At 75.7% G+C, this 4,676-nt stretch carries 4 protein-coding genes; 1 reads left to right on the top strand and 3 read right to left on the bottom strand.

The annotated features are described in order from the left end of the window. On the bottom strand, positions 1–1,151 hold a 1,151-nt coding region (locus HCN52_RS21990), incomplete at its 3' end, for a carboxylate--amine ligase (protein ID WP_168090186.1). A 247-nt stretch (positions 1,152–1,398) separates the two neighbouring features. On the opposite strand from HCN52_RS21990, the gene HCN52_RS21985 reads away from it, so the two are divergent. After that, positions 1,399–2,655 carry a glycoside hydrolase family 26 protein gene (locus tag HCN52_RS21985; protein WP_168090185.1) on the top strand — a complete coding sequence of 419 codons (1,257 nt, stop codon included), beginning with the start codon at positions 1,399–1,401 and terminating at the stop codon, positions 2,653–2,655. 158 nt (positions 2,656–2,813) lie between these two features. On the opposite strand, the gene HCN52_RS21980 is transcribed toward HCN52_RS21985, so the two are convergent. Both HCN52_RS21980 and HCN52_RS21975 read right to left on the bottom strand, forming a co-directional pair. Continuing rightward, a complete protein-coding gene (locus HCN52_RS21980) occupies positions 2,814–3,230 on the bottom strand; it encodes a YfbO family protein (RefSeq protein ID WP_168090184.1) in 417 nt (138 codons plus the stop codon). Between the two features lie 208 nt (positions 3,231–3,438). Further along, positions 3,439–4,509, bottom strand: a complete 1,071-nt coding sequence (locus HCN52_RS21975; RefSeq protein WP_168090183.1) for a hypothetical protein — start codon at positions 4,507–4,509, stop codon at positions 3,439–3,441. Between the last annotated feature and the right edge of the window lie 167 nt (positions 4,510–4,676).

Raw genomic sequence — 4,676 nt, 5'->3', positions numbered from 1 at the left:
CCGCCGGGGAGTGCGGCGAGGAGCCGGCCCGCCCGGCGCACCGTGCGGGCCGCCATCGCGAGGAACGGCGCCAGGTCGTCCGGAGCGAACCACGCGGCTTCGATCTGCCGCCTGCCACCGGCCGGCGGCAGGGGAGCCCGGCTCGCGCGGCCACCGCGTGCCGTCAGCAGCGCGGCCACCGGCGCGTAGTTCTCGGTGACGAAGAGGCGGCCGGGAACCGGGCGCGGATCGGCGACCGGACGGCCGGTGAGGTCGAGGTGCAGGGCGCGGACGACGTCCGTCCCTCCGTCGTCGGTGAACAGCCGGAACTGTGCGCCGGGGCGGGGGTTGGCGTCCAGCAGGTGGTAGGCGCCGGTGTCCGCGTCCCACCGGAAGTCCAGGTCGAGGATGCCCCGGTAGCCGAGTCGCTGCGCGAGCCGCACCGCGTCGCGGGTCAGCTGGGTGTGCGGCTGCCAGCTGCCCGCCGCGGTCAGGCCGGCGCCCACGGGCCAGGAGAGCTCCTTGCGGCCGGTGCCGCCCGCCAGCAGTCCGCCGTCGGTACCGAAGCAGCCGTGGAAGAACCAGTCCGCGCCGGGGCGGCCGGGGAGCAGGCGCTGCAGCAGCAGCGGACACCCCGCCTCTGCCGTCCGCTCCCAGAGGTTCAGCGCCTCCGCCTCGGAGTGCACGGCGGTGGTGGAGCGGAGCCCGCTGTCCGCCGGAAGGTGCCAGGGCCGACTCCACTTGGCGATGAGCGGGAGTCCGAGGCGGCCGACCGCCCGCCGCACCTCCGTCAGGCTGCCGGGCTGTTCGGTGGCGGGATGCGAGACGCCGAACTCCGAGCAGACCGACACGAGCTGCGCCTTGTCGGCGAGTCGTTCGGGCAGCTCCGGTGCGACCTCGGGCTGCAGGAAGCGGGAGCGCACCGGCGGCGGCAGGCGCGCGGCGAGCAGCGCGGCGCGGTCGTCCATCGGGATCAGCACGGCACGCCGACCGATGCGGGCGCCGGCGCGGTCGAGCGCTTCGACCGCTGCCCGATCCGCCTCCTGCCGGCTGCCCGCCGCCGGCTCGGGCATCGGGTGCGGCCGGTGCAGGTAGGCCGAGCGGGCGAGCGGCACCCTCGGCGACTCGGTGAACGCGTGCACCTCGACACCGGCACGGCCGAGCGACCGCACAGCCCCGAGCGAGCCGTGGTGAAAGGGGTTTCGGTCGAGGCGGAAAATCAGCGCGGGTACTCCGGAATTCAGGGAGGGCACGCCTACGCATACTTCCCGACAATGACCCTGACGGGTGGACGACTCATCGTTCTGTCGTCAGAGAAGCGTTCGCACAGCCCAATAAGAAGATCGGCTGCTTATCATCTGGCAAATCGCCGATGTGGCGACGACCGCTCCGGAACAAGCACGGGGAGAAGAACCGGCCATGCTCTTCGGTATCGCTGCCGCATTCACCGCCTCCGCATGTCTCGTCGCCGCCCTGCCGTTCACCACCGACCCGCCCGCGCCGGCCCCGGCGCGCGCCCCGCACACCACGACCACCCCCGCGGCGGCGGAGCCCGCCTCGTCCGTCGACCCGGACGGCGGCAGCGCGACGACGCAGCAGCCCACCCGCCCCGTGACGCAGCCCGATGCGACGCCCGAGGACGGCCCGCCCGCCGACTTCGGGGTCTTCCTCGGTTCCGGCCCGGAGGGCATCCGGCGTGCCGACGCGATGAGCCGCTGGCTCGGCGGCACCCCGATCACCGTGGGCCGCACGTACCTTCCCGGTGACCTCTGGTCCAACATCGAGGGGCGTCCCGACTTCCTCCGCCCCTGGGCGGAGTGGCGGTCGGAAGACCCTGATCGGCTGTTCGTGCTCAACGTCCCGATGGCGGAGCGCAACGAGGAGGGCGTCCCCGACCGCGAGGTGCGCCGGATGCTGCGGGCCGGCGCCCGCGGAGCGTTCGACCACCACTACCGACTCCTGGCGGAACGGCTGGTCGGGCTCGGGCTCGACGACACGGTGATCGTGCTCGGCTGGGAGATGAACGGCACGACCTACACCCATCGCTGCGCCCCCGATCCGGCCGCGTGGAAGCGCTACTGGCGCTCGGTGGTCACCACGATGCGTGCCGTCCCGGGGCAGCGGTTCCGGTTCGATTTCGCGCCGAGCCGGGGAACGGACGCCATCGGCTGGGCGCACTGCTATCCGGGTGACGACCACGTCGACATCATCGGCATGGATTCCTACGACCAGCCGCCGGGTGCCGACTTCGACGAACAGGTACGGCAGCCCTACGGCCTGCAACACCACGTGGATGTCGCTGCCGCGCGGGGAAAGCCGATCTCCTTCCCCGAATGGGGCCTCTTCCGCAACGGCGACAATCCCGAGTACATGCGTCGCATGCTCGACTGGATCGCCGAGCACCGGCCCGTCTACCACAGCATCAGCGACTACTGCCCGCACGGCGTCTGGTGGTGCCCGGGCAACACCGCCTCCGCCGAGGTGTTCCGCGACGCGTTCTCCCCGGCGTCGCTCCCCGGCGCCGGGCGCACCGCGCGGGACGAGGCCGCTCCCCCGTCCGGTGGCACCGGAGACGAGCTGCCGGCCCGGGGCCCGGCGGGAGCCGCGGCCCCGGCGGCGGAATCGACGGCGGACGAGGCGTCGTCGGAACAGGAGGACAACACTCCGGCCGGCTGACCTGCTCGCCCGTCGCTCGTCACGCGGACGCGTCCACGGCGTCCGCACGGCGCGCGGCTCACGGACGCACGTGCCCGCGAGCTTTACGGCGGGGTCGGTTCGCAGCGCCACCCCGCGCCGGGACACGGCACGACGTCGCTACGTCGGGCCCGGAGCGGTCAGTCCCGGACCACCGACCAGATCCGGGCGCCGGGCGGCACCGAGGGGAGTTCCGCGTAGGTGTCGATCAGGCCGGCCACCGGAGCACCCGCCTCCCAGCCGTCGATCCACCGCTCGACCTCGGTCTCCGGCGCCGTGGTGCAGACGGCGATCGCCGCTCCGACGAGCGTGCCCGAGGTCAGTGTCTCCGAGTGGAGCTGCACGCGGACCCAGGCGACCTCGGGTCTGCGCTCCAGGTCGCGAGCCGCCGTCGCCAGCCGGGCGACCGGCGGGCGGCGGGCCTCCTGCCGGTCCGGGGCGGGAGGAACCTCCGGCTCGTCGCCGTCGAGGAACTCGTCGAGGAACTCGTCGAGGGTGAGGAGCGGCAGCACGCCATAGGTGTCCGCTCGCTCCGCCACCTGCGCTGCGCTCACCATGGGGCCATGGTGGCACGCGGCCGCCGTTCCGGCCCGGCACGGCGGCCCCGGGCACGGCGCCCCGCGCGGTCCGCGCCCCGGCGCCCCACCGCACGGGCCGGCCGTCGCACCACGGGGATGCATCGGCCGGACCGGCCGGACCGGCCGGACCGTGCGACCCACCCCGACGCACGCGCACGGGGCCGGGAGGAACGGCCGCGCCGGGGTGTCAGCGAGTGAGCTCTCCCACCGGAGCGGGAGCGGGGGCGGGCAGCGTGGCGTCCACCGGGCGGGAGAGCACCGTCTCCACCCCGGCACGCGCCGAGGCCGCGGGCCCGGGTGCCGTCCGGTGCTCCCTGCGGTGATGCCGCACCAGCAACGCCAGGGAGGCGAGCAGCGTCCCACTGGCAGCGCCCACACCTGCGGCCGCGGCGACCGGCGGTGAGGACGGGGCCGACGGCGGCCGGGCATCGGCGAGGACCGCGAGCCGGGTTCCGGTCATGGCCTCCGCCTCGTTGCCGTAGGCGACCAGCGCGGGGGCGACGGCGTTGGCGACGGCCGCCGCCGCGGCCGGGCTCCCGGCGGTACCGGTGATCTCCACGACGGGCGCGTCCGGTGAGGAGGCCGCCCGCACGGTACCGGGCAGGTCTCCCGCCTGCGCGAGCACCGCCGGCTCGGCGGCGATCCGACCGTAGACCTGGGCGAAACCGACGACCGCCGCCGGGTCGGTCCCCTCCGAGGCCCGCACCACCACATGGCCGCGCGCCTCGTACTCGACGGGGGCGAGCAGTCCGTAGCCGAGGCCGGCCACCAGGCCGGTGGCGAGGCCGGCCACCACCAGGCCCCAGGCCGGGGGGCGCCAGGAGCGGCCCCGCGGCGCGGGTCGACCGAGTCGCCGCCGGGCGTTCGCCCGCATCGCCCGGGCCGAGGCATCGGTGACACGCGCGGTGGCATCGGTGCGCTCCGCGCCGGTGTCGCGGGTCGCGACCCGCGACGCCGCCCCGTGCTTCGCACCGTCGGACGTCCCCGCCCCGTCACCGCGCGGCGTCCGCCCCGTCACCGCACCGTCGGGACGGACCGTTCCCGTTGCCGGCGGGCGCGGCACGGTCGGGTTGCCCGGCGCCGCGCTGTCCGGCGCGGCCGCTCTCGTGTCCCGCACGGCGACCGTGGCGGGCACCACCGGCACGAGGGACGTGGAACCGTCCGCCGGTACCGGGGCGTCGGTGGGGGTGGTCGGCCCGGCGTCGGCCCGCCGCCGTGTCGGGAGCAGGGAGCGCACCGCGCGCCATCCCGCAGCCATCGGCCGGGTCAGTCCCAGCGTGCGGGGGCGGCCCGGCGCCGCGTGGCGACCGCGTACCGGCGCCGGGGCGTCCCCCGCTGTCCGCGGCGCGGTGGCGAGCGTGCGTGGGGCTCCCGGCCCGGGCGAGCACCGGTTCGGCGGGGTCGAAGAGGTAGCCGAGCATGTGC

This window comes from Streptomyces bohaiensis (assembly GCF_012033785.1).
GTDB lineage: Bacteria > Actinomycetota > Actinomycetes > Streptomycetales > Streptomycetaceae > Streptomyces > Streptomyces bohaiensis.
Note: the sequence above shows the minus strand (reverse complement) of the source record. Positions and strands in the feature narration are given on the sequence as shown.